The following is a 13,894-nucleotide window of genomic DNA, read 5'->3' on the forward strand; positions in this document are numbered from 1 at the left end:
GCCTCCCGGCGTACGCGGAGGATTCGGCCTGCGGCGTACGGAAGGGGTGGCAACCGTGAGATTTGACCGTACGCCGGGAGGCGGCGGGCGGCACCGGCACCTAACGTGGCCGCATGGGAGAGGCAGTGGAGCTGACTGTCGGCGACCAGCAGGTGCGGCTGTCCAACCCCGGCAAGGTGTACTTCCCGGAGCGCGGCATCACCAAGCTCGACGTCGCGCAGTACTACATGGCGGTGGGCGACGGCATCGAGCGCGCCCTCCACGAACGTCCCACGACGCTGGAGCGCTACCCCGACGGCGTCGGCGGCGAGTCGTTCTTCCAGAAGCGGGCGCCGAAGAACCTTCCCGGCTGGATCCCCACCGCCCGCATCGGCTTCCCCAGCGGCCGGCACGCGGACGAGATCTGCCCGACCAGCACGGCAGCCGTGGTCTGGGCGGCCAACCTCGGCTGTCTCACCTTCCACCCCTGGCCGGTACGCCGCGCCGACACCGACCGTCCCGACGAACTGCGCATCGACCTCGACCCGCAGCCGGGCACGGACTACGGCGACGCCGTCCGGGCCGCGGTGCAGCTGCGCCCGCTTCTGGAGGAGCTGGGACTGCACGGCTGGCCGAAGACCTCGGGCGGACGGGGGCTGCACGTCTTCGTGCCCATCCTTCCCGAGTGGAACTTCGCACAGGTGCGGCGCGCCGCCATCGCCGTGGGCAGGGAGCTGGAGCGGCGCGACCCCTCCCGCGTGACCACCGCCTGGTGGAAGGAGGAGCGCGGCAGCCGCATCTTCGTGGACTACAACCAGACGGCGCGGGACCGCACCATCGCCAGCGCCTACTCGGTGCGCCCGAACCCGCGTGCCTCGGTCTCGGCGCCGCTGCGCTGGGAGGAGCTGCCCACCGCGCTGCCGGAGGACTTCGACGTGGTGACGATGCCGGCGCGCTACGCCGAAGTGGGCGACGTGCACGCCGGCATGGACGAGCATCCCTGCAGGCTGGACGCCGCCCTGGAACTGGCCGCGCGTGACGAACGCGAGCACGGACTCGGCGATCTGCCCTATCCGCCCGAGCATCCGAAGGTGAAGGGCGAGCCGAAGCGCGTACAGCCGAGCAGGGCCAGACGCCCAGCCGAGTGAGGCCCGCCGAGGCAGGGGTGGGGGGCACCCGCGCCGAGGCAGAGATGGGGGCACCCGCGCCGAGGCAGGGGTGGGGAGCACCCGCGCCGAGGCAGGGGTGGGGGCACCCCCGCCGAGGCAGGGGTGGGGGCACCCCCGCCGAGGCAGGGGGGGGGGCACCCCCGCCGAGGCAGGGGTGGGGGCACCCCCGCCGAAGGCAGGGGGAGTGCCGGGCGCCGCTACCGGGCAGGCCTTGCCGGGAGGGCGCCAGGGTTCCGCCCTGGACCGGCTGTGCACAGGGGGAGCGGAGAGATCCAGGTGAGCGACGACGACCGGCTCGTTGCCGGCAGATACCGGCTGTCGCGGCAGTTGGGCCGCGGCGGCATGGGGACCGTGTGGCTCGCTTCGGACGCTCTCCTGGACCGGCACGTGGCCGTCAAGAAGCTGCATCTGCCACCGCACTTGGAGGAGGCGGAGCGGGAACGGCTCTACGAGCGGACCCGGCGTGAGGCGCGCAGCGCGGCACGGATAAGCCACCCCTCGGTCATCGTCGTGCACGACGTCGTGGAGGACGCGGTGCAGGGGGAAGGGGAGGGCGAAGGAGTGCCGTGCATCGTCATGGAGTACGTCCCTTCGCGCTCCCTGAGCGACGTGCTGCGCGAGGACGGTCCGCTGACGTCCCGTCAGGCGGCGCGTACGGGCCGGGCGATGGCCCGGGCACTGCGGGCGGCGCACGCCGCCGGGGTGCTGCACCGGGACGTCAAGCCGGCGAACGTCCTGCTGTCCGAGGAGGGTGAGCGGATCGTCCTGACGGACTTCGGCATCGCGGCCGCATCCGGCACGGACACTCTCACCCGCACCGGGGAATTCGTCGGCTCGATCGACTACGCCTCACCCGAGCGCATGCGGGGCGGCGGGACGGAGCCCGCGGCGGACGCGTGGGCGCTGGGGGCGACGCTTTACGAGGCGGTGGAGGGTGTGCCGCCCTTCCGGCGGGAGAGCTGGGTCGAGACGGCCTGCGCGGCGTCCGACGAACCGCCCCGCCCCATGGAACGGGCGGGTGCGCTGGGCGAGTTGATCGAAGGGCTGCTGCGCAAGGACCCCGCCGAGCGGCTGACCCTGCGGGAGGCCGACGAGTGGCTCTCGGACGCCGGGCGCACGGTGCCGCTGCCACCGCCGCGCGACGGGTCGCACGCCGCCGGGCAGTCTCCGCCGGCGGCACCCGGGCCCGGTACCGCCGGAGAGCCGGCCGCACCGGCGCGGGGCCGGCTCCGCGCCGTGGCGTGGGCGGCGGGAGCCGTCTTCGCGGCGGCGGCCGTAACCGGCGGCGCCTGGTGGCTGACGCAGGGACAGGGCGGCGGCACCGGAGGCGGCTCCGGCGCTCCGTCCGCCCCGGACTCCCCCGGCCCCTCCCAGTCCGCGCCGTCCTCACGCCCGCCCGTCGCGGAGGGGCACCACCGCGTCGAGGACCGGCTGGGTTTCTCCGTCGACGTGCCGGACGGCTGGACGCGGCAGGAGAAGGACGGCGGGCAGCAGGTCGACTACCTGGCACCGTCAGGGCGTACGGGCCTGAAGTTCAGCGTCATGGATTTCGCCGGGGACAGCCCCCTGCGGCACTGGCGCGAACTGGAGCCGGAAGTACGGGAGAAGTCACCGGGCTACGAAAGGCTCCGGATGAACGCCACGACGTATCTGGGCCAGGACGCGGCGATCTGGGAGTACACCTGGCAGGGCCGGGCCCGCCAGTACCACGCGATCGACCTGGGGTTCGGCGCGGAGGGCGGACGGCACCACGCCATCTACCTCTCGGCGCCGCACGCCGAGTGGGGCCCGGCGAGGAAGCACTTCGACACGGCGGTGGAGTCCTTCCGTACCACCTCCGGGGACTGACCGGGACGGAGCGCGCGGCCCGAGCAGGCTGCCCGGACACGGGCGGGCACACGCTGCCGGAGTACACGCCGGCCCAAGCACGCACGGGAGGGTCCGGCCCGCTGCGGCTCCCCCTTCAGCCTTCCCGCCAGTGCCGTCGGCCGGTGCTGATGAGCAGCAGCTGGCGGCGGGCCGTGCGCGCGACGCTCTCCTCGTCGGGCCCCTCGCCGAGTGCCGCGTCGAGGAAGGCGGAAGCGGTCATCACCACGTGGTCGACGTAGAGTTCGCCGAGCATCCGCATGTCCTCGGCGCTCCATCCGGCGGAGACCTCGTCGGCGGCCAGCGCACCGGCTACTTCCTCGGCGAAGCGGTCCAACTCGGCGCCTATCGCGGCCCGTACGTCCGGGACGCCGCCGTGCCTCTCCCGTGCGACGAAGCGGACATGTGTGGGGTGTTCGCGCACGTAGCGGGAGATGGAGGCGACGGCGCGCTCGATCCGCTCGTTCTCGTCCGCCGGTCCGCGCAGGACTTCGCGTACGACCTCGTGGAGACTGCCCAGCGCCTCCTCGACGAGCGCGACCCCGAGGTCGCTCAGGTCCCGGAAGTGACGGTAGAAGGCGGCCGGCGCCACTCCCACGACGCGGGTGACCTCGCGGAGGCCGAGACTGCTGAGGCTCTGGTTCTCCAGGAGCTGGAGCCCCGCGTCCAGCAGGGCGCGGCGGGTTCGGGCCTTCTGGGCCTCACGGGCGGTGGGCGCGCGGACGGGGGTGCGGGTGTGGCTCATGTCATTGAGTAAACAGGTGTTCTCGCGACTGTGCCAAGGTACGCTCAAGTCAGTGAACAGTTGTCATTCCAATTGTTCACCGAGTCCGAAGTGATCATCGGCCAACACGGAAAGGCCACGCATGATCTTCCTCGTCGCCGCGTTCCTCCTGCTGGGCGTACTCGTCGGCACAGCGGCACACATCCCGCTCCCGGCCGCACTCGCCGCCGCCGCGGTGATCGGCGCCTGGCTGCTGATCTTCGCCGTCCGCGAACGCAAGCACCACCGTCAAGGGAGCTGACCGACCATGAACGCCCTGAACACCCTTGTCCGCCCCGGTACTTCCGGCCGCCCCTCCCCCGACGGGACCTCCGGGGAGGGCACCGCGGAACACACCGCGGACACCTCCGGGGCCGCTGCAAACACCGCCGCAGACACCGCCGCGAGGGGCGAGCGCGTCACCGGGGCAGCCACCTCCGGGGCATCCGGCGGGCAGGACGCCCGCACGGGGGCGGCGGCCCGCGTCCGCGACGCCGACGGCATGGCCGTCGCCTCCTTCGTTCTGGGCCTTGCCGGCCTGCTGGTCTTCAACCTCGTCCTCGGTCCGTGCGCCCTGGTGCTCGGCGGTCTCGCGCTGCTGCGCGGCACGGCCCGCCGCGGGCGCGCCGCCCTCGGTATCTCACTGGGAGCCGCCGACCTCGTGGTCCTGGCGGTGGTCACCGCCGCGGACCAGTCGGTCTCCTGGAGCATCGCCGGCTGAGCGGCCGGTCACGGGCACCTGCCGTGGGGCGGTGCCGGGCGGGGCGGTGCGAACGGCCACGGCACCGTCCCGCCTCCTGCGGTCCCGGCCCGGGACAGACGCCCGGGCCGGGACCGCACCCGGACGGCACCCGGGACGGGCACGCGCAGCTCAGGCAGGCACCGCCAGCAGCAGCGCGAAACGCCCCTCGGCGTCCGTCCACCACCGGCTCACCTCGAAGCCGCCGCGGGCGAGTTCGGCCGTCAGCGGCTCCCTGCGGAACTTCACCGCGATCTCCGTGAGCACCTCCTCGCCCTCCTCGAAGGCGGCACTCGTCTCCAGCGCGGGCAACTCCACCGTCTGGGCGCGCAACGAGCGCAGACGCATCTCGACACGCTCCTCCTCCGCGTTCCACACGGCACGGTGCGCGAAAGCGCCGAGGTCGAAACGCGCGCCGAGTTCACGGTTCATGACCCGGAGCACGTTCTTGTTGAAGTCGGCGGTCACGCCTTGCGAGTCGTCGTACGCCGGCACCAGCACACCCGGGTCCTTCACCAGGTCCGCGCCCATCAACAGCGCGTCGTGAGACGTGAGTTCCCGGCGCAGGGCGGCGTAGAAGGCGGGCCGCGCGTCGCCGTCGAGGTTGCCCAGCGTCCCGCCGAGGAAGGCGACCAGGCGTGGTCCCTCCGCCTCCGGCGGCAGACCGAGGTCGCTCTCCAGGTCGGTGACGCACGCGGTCACCCGCAGCCCCGGATAGTCGCGGCACAGTGCCTCGCCGGCCTCGCGCAGCGCGTCGGCGCTGACGTCGAGGGCCGCGTACCGGTCGAGGGTGCCCTGTGCCAGCAGGCTGTCGAGCAGCAGCCGTGTCTTGCGGGACGAGCCGGAGCCCAGCTCGATGAGCGTACGGGCACCGGTGGCGGCGGCGATCTCCGCACACCGCAACCGCAGGATCTCGTGCTCCGCCCGCGTCGGGTAGTACTCGGGCAACCGGGTGATCTCCTCGAAGAGTTCGCTCCCGCGGGCGTCGTAGAACCACTTGGGCGGCAGGGACTTGGGGCGGCCCGTCAGACCCTTGAGTACGTCGGTGTGCAGGGTGTCGGCGAAGTATCCGTCAGGCAGTCTGCGGGTGAGGTCGAAGCGGCCCGTCATGCGATGGGAATCCTCTCGGCGGCGGGAACGAGCGGAACGGTGCGTACGGTCGAGACGGTGGCCACCAGCAGCGACTCCTCCGGCACTTCCTGCCAGCCGCCCGCCGGCTCACCGGCGTCCGCGGCCTGTGGGTGCGGGCCGTCGTCCTGCGCGGAGTCGGGCTCGGAGGCCACATGCACGCTCTGCGGCCCGGTGCGGTACCAGAGGGTGTCGCCACGGCGCGTCGCCAGGACCGTACGGCCGTCCGTGAGCAGGAAGTTGAGCCGTGCGGTGGGACGCGCCCGCGCGGTGCGCGCGGTGAGGGAGGCCAGGGCCTCCTCCGCGGGCTCCCCCTCCCGCAGCCGCTGCGTCAGCAGCGCCCACAGCAGCGCGGAGTCGCAGCGCGCCTCCAGGCCCAGGAGTTCATGCGACTCCATCCGCGCCCCGAGATCCTCCACGAGCGCCTCCCAGTGCGGAACGGCCCCGTTGTGGCTGAACAGCCAGCGGCCGAAGGCGTAGGGTGCCGCCGCCGTCTCGTCCTGCGCGGTGCCCTCCGTGGCGTCGCGCACCGCGGCGAGCACGGCGCCGCTGCACACGGCGCGGGTCAGGTCGGGCAGGTTCACATCCGCCCAGATCGGCACCGCCCTGCGGTAGCGCGCCGGGGGCTCCTCCCCCTGACGCGGGTACCAGCCGATGCCGAAACCGTCGGCGTTGACCGTTCCGTAGCGCTGCCGGCGCGGCGCCCAGGACTGCTCGTAGAGCCCGTTCGCCGGCCGGGTGACGATGTCCGCAAGGCTCGACGGCGGTCCCAGATAGGCGAGATGACGGCACATCAGAGTCCGCCCCTCTCCGCCGTACGCGCCGTGCGGAAGCCCGCGAAGATCTGGCGGCGCAGCGGCAGGTCCCAGTTGCGGAACGTGCCCCGGCAGGCGACCGCGTCCGTGCCGAAGGAGCCGCCGCGCAGCACCTTGTACTCCGGGCCGAAGAAGACCTCCGAGTACTCGCGGTAGGGGAAGGCGGTGAAGCCGGGGTGACCGGTGAAGTCCGAGGACGTCCACTCCCACACGTCGCCGATGAGCTGCCGTGCCCCGCACGGCGCCGCGCCCGCCGGGTAGGCGCCCGCGGGCGCGGGGCGCAGATGGCGCTGCCCCAGGTTGGCGTGGCCGGGGCCGGGTTCGGCGTCGCCCCACGGATAGCGGCGGGAGACGCCGGTGTCGGGGTCGAAGCGGGCGGCCTTCTCCCACTCGGCCTCCGTCGGCAGCCGCCGCCCGGCCCAGCGGGCGTACGCGTCGGCCTCGTACCAGGACACGTGCATCACCGGTTCGCCCGGCGGCACGCGCTCGGTGTAGCCGAAGCGCCGCCGCTGCCAGTTCCTGCCGTCGTGCTGCCAGAACAGCGGCGCGCTCAGATCCGCCTTCCGCACGTACGCCCAGCCCTCGGGATGCCACCAGCGAGGCTCCCGGTAGCCGCCGTCCTCGATGAAGCGCTGATAGGCGCCGTTGGTCACGGGCACGGCGTCCAGTTCGAAGGCGGGGACGTCGACGGTGTGCGCGGGACGCTCGTTGTCCAGCGCCCATGGTTCGGTGCTGGTGCCCATGGTGAACGGGCCGCCGGGCACGTGCACTTCACCGTGCCGCTCGTCCTTCGCGCGGGACATCGGAGCGGGCGGGTCGGGGGCGTCGAGGACGGCCGGGCCGCGGCGCAGCTGGTGGGTGGCGAGCATGGTCTCGTCGTGCTGCTGTTCGTGCTGGGCGACCATGCCGAAGACGAAAGCGCCCTCGAAGAGAGGTCCGCCGTCCCGGCCGGCCGTCTCGAGGACTTCGCGCGCACGGGCGCGGACTTCGGCGATGTAGGCCCGGGCCTCGTCCGCGCCGAGCATCGGCAGGGCGGGACGGTCGGCGCGCGGGGTGCGGAACGCGTCGTAGACGTGGTCGAGGTCGGGACGTACACCCGCCTGGCCGCCCGCCTCCCGCAGCAGCCACAGGTCCTCCTGGCTGCCGACGTGGGCGAGGTCCCAGACCAGTGGTGACATCAACTTCGAGTGCTGGGCGGTGAGTTCTTCCTCGTCCAGGCAGTCCGTGAGCGACGCGGTGCGCTGCCTGGCCCGCTCCAGCGCGGCCCAGGCAAGCTCACGGGTGCCGGGGCCGGGAGCGTCCGCGGCCTGCGGGACCTCGGCGGGCGGGGCCGGGGCGGACGCGGGTGCGTGATCGGACATGTTCGGTTCTCCCTCACGTGTGTGCACGACGGGACGGACGGGCGCGGCGGTCCTCAGCCGCGCAACGCGTCCAACTGGTCGTGTGCCGGGCAGCGTCCGCGCTCGGAGTAGCGCTCGGCGAAGTCGAGGACGGAGTGGTGCACGGCGCTGCCGGGCTCCAGGCGCTGCAGCGCGGACTCGGCAGCGGCGACGCACGCGCGTACCACCGGCCCCAGCAGCGGGTCGGCGGGGCCGTCGCGGGCGGCGCGCTGCCACAGGGTGCGCTCGCCCTCGAGGGGTTCGGTGGCCGCCCAGGCGGACTCCGCCGCCCGCGGGTCGTCCAGCAGCGTGGCGGCCACGGCGGTTGCGGCTATCCAGCCGTCGCCCTGCTGCGCGTCGATCATGCGCAGCTCCAGCCATCCGCGCGGACGCACGGGTGGGAAGAGGGTGCCCAGGTGGTAGTCCAGATCCTCCCGGGTGGGCCGCCGTTCGCGGTGCTGGCCGCGCAGCCACGCGCGGAAGGAGAGCCGGGGCGGCGCCGTCCACTCGGCGGGCGGATCGCGGCGCAGGCACAGCAGTTCGGCGTCCAGCGCGTAGCGCGCCCAGCCCTCGCGGGGGTCGCCGTGCGCGCGCGGCGGACTGGTGCGGCCCGGGTCGGCCCGGGCCCACACGCTCTGCCGGGTGGAGACCCAGCCGGTCGGACGGGAGCGCCACAGGGGCGAGTTGGCGAAGGCCGCCACCAGTACGGGGCCGAGCCGGTGGGCGAGCCGCCAGCGGTGCCGGTAGCCGGTGGGGCCGTCGCCCTCGTCACCGGCGTCCACGCTGACCTGGACGGCCGCGGTCGCCCTCATCATCATCCGGCCCCAGGGGCCGCAGCGGTCGAAGTGCGCCTCCATGGCGCGGTACCGGGGGTCCTCCAGTACGCGCGGCGGGCTCATACAGGGGTCCAGTCCCCGCCCGTAGAGCAGAGTGCCGGACTCCGCCACGCTCTTGCGCAGTACGGTCAGATCGGCGGCGGTGGTGGCGATGCACTCGGCGAGGGTCTCGCCGGGAGGCGAACTCACCTCCAGTTGTCCGCCGGGTTCCCTCGTCAGTCTGCTGCCACCGGGCAGACCTCGGGACCACAGCGGGGTCAGCGCCTCATCCAGCCGGTCGGGCGGTACGGCGCGGGCCGGGGCGGAGCGGTCACGCAGGAGCCACTCCAGCTCCACTCCCACGCGGCGCGGCGGTCCGGTCTTGAAGCAGATCCCGCCCACGTAGGCGGCTGCCTCGTCCTCACTCAGTACGGCATCCATCGGTCCGGTGCCTCCCGTCGGGATAAGTGCGGGCCCCCGAGGGCCCCAGGAGTCCGAGACTGCTGCCGGTACGGGCGGCGCGCAAGACGGCAACGTCGGCCAGGGTGAAACCGCGGGTTCCTACGGGTCACAGCGGTCCGGCGGGCCTCCCCTCCCGCTCCCCGGCCCGCGCCGCCTGTCCGGTTTGGCCAGCCGTGACCTGTCAACTCGTGGCGGCGTGAGGGACATCGAGATCCGCAGACCCGGGAAGGTGCTCTTCCCCGACGACGGGATCACCAAGAGCGAACTGGCCGGCCACTACCGGCGTGTGGCGAGCCGTGCGGTCCCCGCGCTGCGGGGACGGCCGCTGATGATGGAGCGGCACCCGGACGGCATCGGCGGAAGTCCGCTGATGCAGAAGAACACCCCCTCCTACTTCCCCGGCTGGATCCGCACCGCCGAGCTGGCCAAGGAGGGCGGCACGGTGCGGCACCCGCTGTGCGACAACGCCGACACCCTGGTCTACCTCGCCGGACAGGCATGCATCACCCCGCACCGCTGGCTCTCCCGCGCGGACCACCCGCACCATCCGGACCTGCTCGTCTTCGACCTCGACCCCAGCGGCGGCGCGGACTTCGAGGACGTGCGGTGGACGGCCTCCTGCGTGGGCGGCCTCCTGGAGGAGGTCGAGCTGCCCACGCGGCTGATGACCACCGGCTCGCGCGGGCTGCACGTGATCGCCGCACTCGACCGCAAGGCGGACTTCGAGACCGTACGGGCATTCGCCCGCCGGGTCTCCGACGTGCTCGTGGCGCGCCACCCCGACCGGCTCACGTCCGAGCCGCGCAAGGCCCGGCGGGGCGACCGCATCTATCTCGACATCCAGCGCAACGCCTACGCCCAGACGGCAGTCGCCCCCTACGCGGTACGGGCGCGGCCGGGCGCACCCGTGGCGATGCCCGTCAGCTGGTCCGAGCTGAAGGACCCCCGGCTCGCGCCCGACCGCTGGAACCTGCGCAACGCCGGGCAGCGGCTGCGCGAGCACGACCCCTGGGCGGGTGCCCGGGTGCGCGGCCGCTCCGTACGCGCAGCCGGCCGGCGGCTCTCAGCCCGCCTGTGAGGGCACGGTGAGCCACGGCGGGCTCTGATGATGCTCCCGCGCGGTCAGCCGCGGTGTTTCTCCAGCAGCCGCAGCCACACCTCGCTCATGGCCGGGTACGAGGGAACGGCGTGCCACAGCCGCTCCAGCGGCACCTCACCCGCGACGGCGACGGTCGCCGCGTGCAGCAGTTCGCTGACGCCCGGACCGACGAGGGTCGCGCCCACCATCACGTCCCGGTCCAGGTCGACGACCATGCGAGCGCGGCCGCGGTAGCCGTCCGCGTAGAGCGCGGCGCCGGCGACCTCCCCCATCTCGACGTCGACGGCCCGCACCCGCAGCCCGCGCCCTTCGGCCTCCGCCTTGGTCAGACCGACGGAGGCGGCCTCCGGGTCGGTGAAGACGACCTGCGGGACGGCGCGGTGATCGGCGGTGGCCGCGTGCGCGCCCCACGGGTCGGTCTCCAGCAGCGGTACGCCCGCCGCGCGTGCCCCGATGGCGCTGCCCGCCACCCGCGCCTGGTACTTGCCCTGATGCGTCAGCAGGTTGCGGCCGTTGGCGTCGCCCACGGCGTACAGCCAGCCGCCCTGCACGCCTTCCACACGGCACGTGTCGTCGGCACCGAGCCACTGTCCGTCCCGGAGACCCACCGTCTCCAGTCCGAGGTCGGCGGTGCGGGGCGCGCGGCCCGTGGCGAAGAGCACCTCGTCGGCCTCCAGTCGGCCGCCGTCGCTGAGCGAGAGTGCGACGGGGCCGCGGGGGTCGGGGCGCTCCAGCGCGTCCACCTGGACGTTCGTACGGACGGTGGCGCCGGCCGCCTCGAGCGCCTCGGCGACCAGCTCACCGGCGAAGGGCTCCATCCGCTGCAGCAGCCCCTCACCCCGCACCAGCACGGTCACCTCGGAGCCCAGAGCGCGCCAGACGGTGGCCATCTCCGCCGCGACCACTCCCCCGCCGACGACGGCGAGCCGGCCCGGCACCTCCTTGGCCGAGGTCGCCTCGCGGCTCGTCCACGGCCGTGCCTCCTCGATCCCGGGCAAGGAGGGCACGGCGGCGCGGCTGCCCGTGCAGACGGCGACGGCGTGCCGCGCGAGGACCGTTCGTGTGCCCTCCTCCGGGGTGTCGACGACCACGCGGCGCGGGCCGTCCAGGCGGGCCCGACCCCGCATCAGGTCCAGACCGGCCGAGGCCAGCCAGTCGACCTGGCCCTTGTCCTGCCAGTGGGAGGTGAATCCGTCACGGCGCTCCAGCACCGCCGAGGCGTCGAGGCCCCCCGCGACGGCCTGGGCGGCTCCCGCGACGCGGCGGACGTCGGCAAGTGCGGCGACCGGGCGCAGCAGCGCCTTGCTCGGCATGCACGCCCAGTACGAGCATTCACCGCCGACCAGTTCGCTCTCGACGACGAGCGCGCTGAGCCCGGCGGCGTGTGCGCGCTCCGCGACGTTCTCCCCGACGGGGCCGGCGCCGATCACGACCACGTCGTACTCGGCGGTGTCAGCGGTACCGGGGGGCTCCTCGGAGCGTGTCATGGGCGGCCTCCACATGCCTGGTGACGGGTGGTGCTGCTGGTGTGCTGCGGGTGCGCGCGGGAGAGGGACGTAAACGGCGGGATGGGCCGGTGGAGTGCCGTCCCCTTGTCTGCGGGAGCCCGGCGGGTCCTCCGCGGAGAGCCCGCGGCAGGCCCCCGGGGGAGCCGGCCGCGTGGACCGGCCGCCGGGCGGGCCGACGGCGGGTCAGTCCGTAGGGACGGGCACGAGCAGGACCGGGCACCGTGCGTGGTGCAGCACCGCGTGCGCGACGGGCCCGAGCTGGAGTCCGAGGCGGCGGCGCTGGCGCCGGTGCACGGCGAAGACCAGCAGGTCGGCGGCGCGACTGGCCTCGATCAGGGTCGCCGACGGGCTGCCGCCCTGCTCCTCCGCGCTGACCCGCACGTCGGGATGGTCCTCCCGGTGAGGGGCGACCATCCCGCGTACCAGCTCCGTCGCGGACGTACGCGACTGTTCCGTCTCGCTCGGCGGCACTTGGAGCCGTCCCGGCATGCGCGGCAGCGACCAGGGATGGAGCACGCGCAGGGAGGCGCCGCGGCGGGCGGCTTCCTCGAAGCCGAAGCTCACGGCGGGCGCGTCGGCCTCGCCGGTCACCCCCACGAGTACGGTGCCGCGTTCGGTGCCGCCGCTCTCGCGGCTCTCACCCACGACGAGGAGCGGACTCTCCGCGTACACGGCGACCCGGAGGCTTACGGACCCCACCAGCAGGCCGGAGAACCCGCCGTGGCCCCGCGTGCCGACGACGGTCAGCGCGGCCGAACGGCTGGCGTTGACCAGGGCGTCGGCGGCGAGGGCCTCCGTTTGGACGGACGGCACGACGCGCAGGTCCGGCGCGGTGTCCCGGGCACGCTGCCCCGCGTCGTCCAGGACCGCGGCGGCTGCGACACGCAGACGCTCGACGTCGCTGTCGGTCACCGGGACGCGGGAGCGCTTGGGCCAGCCCGCCGAATAGACCATCTCCAGGGGGACTCCCCGCCGGTCCGCCTCTTCGGCTGCCACGTCGAGGGCCCGCAGTGAGGATTCCGACCCGTCGACGCCGACGACCACGCGGTCCTCGGTGTCCGGGGATGTGGAGCGGTCCTTCATCTCTCAGCTCTCCCTCGCCTCGCTCGTCCGTGCGTCCCGTTCTGCCGGGCATGCGGGATCTGATCCCTGGACTGCCAACCTGCAAACGCGGGAGGGCTGTTGACGCCCTCCGCCGCGGGACGGGTATCCCGGCCATTGAGGCATTATGTCCGAAGCGGCGCACAGACACCGCACCGCGCCGCGCGCCTCCCTTGTGGCAACCAGGTCGGTTCCGGGCCCCGGGGCGTCTGCGGCCTGCCGCCGCACCGGCCCGCTCTCCACGGGGCGGGCTTCGCACCGACCCGCCGTTCGGGGGGCGGTGCCCGCGTGAGCCGACGTCACGGGGACGGACGGGCCGGCGGGAGGGGCGGCCCGCGGGGACGGCAGCCGTTCGCGTTCTCAGCCGGTCCTGCGCTGCGCCGGCGCACCGCCGCCCCGTGAGGTACGGGCCACATCCCGCAGCCATGCCGGCCGGTCGGCGATCTCCAGCAGCAGAAGCAGTCTCGTCAGCGGGTCGTCCCAGTCGCAGTGCTGGAGTTCGGCGATCGCGGCCTGCTCGTCCACCGGTCCGGCCGCAGAGGGGGTTTCGTATCCGTGTGAGGTCACCGGTACTCCCAGAGTGAGGGGCAGATGAGCCGAACTGACTTTCCCCCAGGGCGTTTTCGGGGTTCAGGACCGCTGCGCGTGTCATTCTTCCCGAGGCGTACTCACACCTGCAAGCACATCTGCAATTACATCTGCACGAACACCGGGCTGTGAGACAGTGCTGGCGCGACACCCCCCGAACGCGGATCGACGCAACTGATGAGAGGCGCTCATGCACATCGACAACGGCATCCAGGCCAGCCGACTGCGCGACGTCACCTGGCGCAAGAGCAACCGGAGCAACCCCAACGGCAACTGCGTCGAACTGGCCGGTCTGCCGGGCGGCTCCGTCGCCGTACGCAACTCGCGCCACCCCTCGGGCCCGGCCCTGGTCTACACCCCGGCCGAGATGGCCGCGTTCGTCCAGGGAGCCAAGGACGGCGACTTCGACGACCTGCTGCCCGCGGCGGAGTGAACCGGCGGAGCCGGCCGTAGCGACTCGGCCCGCAGGAGCGAACGGGGGCT

14 protein-coding genes are annotated in these 13,894 nt (G+C 73.6%); 6 read left to right on the forward strand and 8 right to left on the reverse strand.

What is annotated here, in order from left to right:
- The first annotated feature begins 113 nt into the window (after window positions 1-113).
- The gene (gene ligD, locus H343_RS0103740; protein ID WP_028430032.1) at window positions 114-1,127 is read left to right on the forward strand and encodes a non-homologous end-joining DNA ligase; all 1,014 of its coding nucleotides are present in this window, start codon (window positions 114-116) and stop codon (window positions 1,125-1,127) included.
- A gap of 297 nt (window positions 1,128-1,424) precedes the next feature.
- Window positions 1,425-2,996, forward strand: coding sequence for a serine/threonine-protein kinase (locus H343_RS0103745; RefSeq protein ID WP_028430033.1), 1,572 nt, complete (start codon window positions 1,425-1,427; stop codon window positions 2,994-2,996).
- Between the two features lie 115 nt (window positions 2,997-3,111).
- Here H343_RS0103745 and H343_RS0103750 read toward each other — a convergent pair whose 3' ends face one another.
- Entirely contained in the window at window positions 3,112-3,759 is a 648-nt protein-coding gene (locus tag H343_RS0103750) for a TetR family transcriptional regulator (RefSeq protein ID WP_028430034.1), read from the reverse strand.
- A gap of 121 nt (window positions 3,760-3,880) precedes the next feature.
- Here H343_RS0103750 and H343_RS35475 point away from each other — a divergent pair, with 121 nt between their 5' ends.
- Window positions 3,881-4,039 carry a hypothetical protein gene (locus tag H343_RS35475; protein ID WP_199778868.1) on the forward strand — a complete coding sequence of 53 codons (159 nt, stop codon included), beginning with the start codon at window positions 3,881-3,883 and terminating at the stop codon, window positions 4,037-4,039.
- 6 nt (window positions 4,040-4,045) lie between these two features.
- The gene (locus H343_RS35780) at window positions 4,046-4,498 is read left to right on the forward strand and encodes a hypothetical protein (RefSeq protein ID WP_486586775.1); all 453 of its coding nucleotides are present in this window, start codon (window positions 4,046-4,048) and stop codon (window positions 4,496-4,498) included.
- Between the two features lie 150 nt (window positions 4,499-4,648).
- Here the strand turns inward: H343_RS35780 and egtD are convergent, their stop codons facing one another.
- Genes egtD through egtA form a run of 4 tightly spaced genes read right to left on the reverse strand, consistent with a single transcriptional unit; the run spans window position 4,649 to window position 9,094 of the window.
- The gene (gene egtD / locus H343_RS0103765; protein WP_028430035.1) at window positions 4,649-5,626 is read right to left on the reverse strand and encodes an L-histidine N(alpha)-methyltransferase; all 978 of its coding nucleotides are present in this window, start codon (window positions 5,624-5,626) and stop codon (window positions 4,649-4,651) included.
- A complete protein-coding gene (gene egtC / locus H343_RS0103770) occupies window positions 5,623-6,438 on the reverse strand; it encodes an ergothioneine biosynthesis protein EgtC (RefSeq protein WP_028430036.1) in 816 nt (271 codons plus the stop codon). The genes egtD and egtC overlap by 4 nt, the downstream gene beginning before the upstream one ends.
- Window positions 6,438-7,820, reverse strand: a complete 1,383-nt coding sequence (gene egtB / locus H343_RS28785) for an ergothioneine biosynthesis protein EgtB (protein WP_037902287.1) — start codon at window positions 7,818-7,820, stop codon at window positions 6,438-6,440. Before egtB ends, egtC begins: the two co-directional genes overlap by 1 nt.
- Before the next feature lie 53 nt (window positions 7,821-7,873).
- Entirely contained in the window at window positions 7,874-9,094 is a 1,221-nt protein-coding gene (gene egtA / locus H343_RS0103780; RefSeq protein WP_028430037.1) for an ergothioneine biosynthesis glutamate--cysteine ligase EgtA, read from the reverse strand.
- 217 nt (window positions 9,095-9,311) lie between these two features.
- On the opposite strand from egtA, the gene ligD (H343_RS0103785) reads away from it, so the two are divergent.
- Window positions 9,312-10,193, forward strand: a complete 882-nt coding sequence (ligD, locus tag H343_RS0103785; protein ID WP_486586776.1) for a non-homologous end-joining DNA ligase — start codon at window positions 9,312-9,314, stop codon at window positions 10,191-10,193.
- Window positions 10,194-10,237: 44 nt separating this feature from the next.
- Here ligD (H343_RS0103785) and H343_RS0103790 read toward each other — a convergent pair whose 3' ends face one another.
- The 3 genes from H343_RS0103790 to H343_RS35195 form a co-directional block, all read right to left on the reverse strand.
- The gene (locus tag H343_RS0103790; protein WP_028430039.1) at window positions 10,238-11,701 is read right to left on the reverse strand and encodes a dihydrolipoyl dehydrogenase family protein; all 1,464 of its coding nucleotides are present in this window, start codon (window positions 11,699-11,701) and stop codon (window positions 10,238-10,240) included.
- A 204-nt stretch (window positions 11,702-11,905) separates the two neighbouring features.
- Window positions 11,906-12,805 carry a universal stress protein gene (locus tag H343_RS0103795; protein WP_028430040.1) on the reverse strand — a complete coding sequence of 300 codons (900 nt, stop codon included), beginning with the start codon at window positions 12,803-12,805 and terminating at the stop codon, window positions 11,906-11,908.
- A gap of 378 nt (window positions 12,806-13,183) precedes the next feature.
- On the reverse strand, window positions 13,184-13,390 hold the full coding sequence (locus tag H343_RS35195; protein ID WP_158679505.1) for a hypothetical protein: 207 nt from the start codon (window positions 13,388-13,390) through the stop codon (window positions 13,184-13,186).
- Between the two features lie 211 nt (window positions 13,391-13,601).
- On the opposite strand from H343_RS35195, the gene H343_RS0103805 reads away from it, so the two are divergent.
- The gene (locus H343_RS0103805; RefSeq protein ID WP_028430041.1) at window positions 13,602-13,844 is read left to right on the forward strand and encodes a DUF397 domain-containing protein; all 243 of its coding nucleotides are present in this window, start codon (window positions 13,602-13,604) and stop codon (window positions 13,842-13,844) included.
- Window positions 13,845-13,894 lie beyond the last annotated feature (50 nt).

Source organism: Streptomyces sp. TAA204 (genome assembly GCF_000424965.1).